The sequence below is a fragment of the Rhizobacter sp. P2_H2 genome, from assembly GCF_056403375.1.
The window spans coordinates 1-1,381 of the sequence record NZ_JBFUFP010001281.1 but is presented as its reverse complement, the minus strand read 5'-3'; the positions used below and the strand labels follow the sequence as shown (position 1 = coordinate 1,381).

Sequence of the window (1,381 nt, the reverse complement as noted above, 5' to 3'; positions counted from 1 at the left end):
CCCAGCCCCCAGCGCCCCGCATGCGCGAAGCGCGAGGCGGCCGGCAGCGTCGCGTCGTCGTCATGGGCCGAGCCGAACACCTCGGCCGCCGCCTTGTCGACGATGCCCGCGTCGACCCGCGGCTGGCCCTGCCCGTAGGCGCCCAGCAGCGCACGGTCGCACAGCAGGTTGATGCGCCGCGGCACGCCGCGCGAGAGCTGGAAGATGCGGTGGCGCGCCGGCCGGTCGAAGGGCAGCGCGGTGCGCATGCCGGCCACGGCCATGCGGTGGCGGATGTACTGCGAGGTTTCCTTCTCGCTCAGCGCCTTCAGGTGGTAGCGGGCGATCACGCGCTGCGCGAGCTGCTCGAGCTGCGGCCGCGCCAGCATGTCGCGCAGCTCCGGCTGGCCGATCAGGATGATCTGCAGCAGCTTGCGCTCGCTGGTCTCGAGGTTGGTCAGCAGGCGCAGCTGCTCCAGCACGTCGGGCGACAGGTTCTGCGCCTCGTCGATGATCAGCACGTTGTTCAGGCCGATCGCGTGCGTGCGCAGCAGGAAGTCGTTCAGCGGGTCGAGGTAGTCCTTGACGGTCGGCGCACCCGGGCCCGTGTGCTGGTAGGGGATGCGGAATTCCTCGCACACCGTCTTCAGCAGCTCGAACACCGTCAGCTTCGGGTTGAAGATGTAGGCGACGTTGCAGCGCTTCGGGATCTGCTCGAGGAAGCAGCGGCAGACGGTGGTCTTGCCGGCCCCGATCTCGCCGGTCAGCAGCACGAAGCCGCCGCCGCCGCGCACGCCGTACAGCAGGTGCGCGAGCGCCTCGCGGTGCCGCTCGCTCATGAACAGGTAGCGCGGATCCGGGGCGATCGAGAAGGGCTCCTGCTTGAGCCCGAAGAATGGCGCGTACATGGGGGCGGGGGTGACGGTGCGAGCGGCCGGTGCGGCCTCGCGCAGTCTATCGCCGCCCGCCATCGCCCTGACATGCCTGGCGCAGATACTCGCGGCGTGCCGTATCCGTATCCGCTCCTCGCCGCCCTCGTGCTGTGTTTCACCTTGCTGCCGGCGCATGCGGCCGGCGGGCACTTCGACGTCGACGCCGCCACCGCTGGCGAGTGGTCGGCCGGTGACGCCGCCAGCGTGCTGCTGGAGCACAGCCGGATCGTCGGCGAGCGGGTCTCGCGGCTGGGCGGACGCTGGAACCTGTCGAGCCGGCTCAGCCTGGACCTGAGCCTGTCACGCCATCGCCCGGCCGAGGCCGGCGGCTACACCGGCGCGACGCTGGGCCTGAACCAGGACTTCGGGGGCTGAATCGATCAGACGAACGAGTGGGCGAAGCCGACCAGGGCCATCGCGCCGGTCGCGAGCACGACCAACACCCAGTTCGGCAGGAAGCCGTGCGGGGC

Annotated in this window: 2 protein-coding genes; one reads left to right on the top strand and one right to left on the bottom strand. The window is 70.7% G+C overall.

The genetic code is table 11. From position 1 onward, the window contains the following. The coding region (locus tag AC1D15_RS32350; RefSeq protein WP_477829282.1) for an ExeA family protein at positions 1-887 on the bottom strand (887 nt) is incomplete at its 3' end. Between the two features lie 96 nt (positions 888-983). On the opposite strand from AC1D15_RS32350, the gene AC1D15_RS32345 reads away from it, so the two are divergent. Further along, positions 984-1,286: a hypothetical protein gene (locus AC1D15_RS32345; RefSeq protein ID WP_477829281.1), complete on the top strand. Its 303-nt coding sequence runs from the start codon at positions 984-986 to the stop codon at positions 1,284-1,286. Positions 1,287-1,381 lie beyond the last annotated feature (95 nt).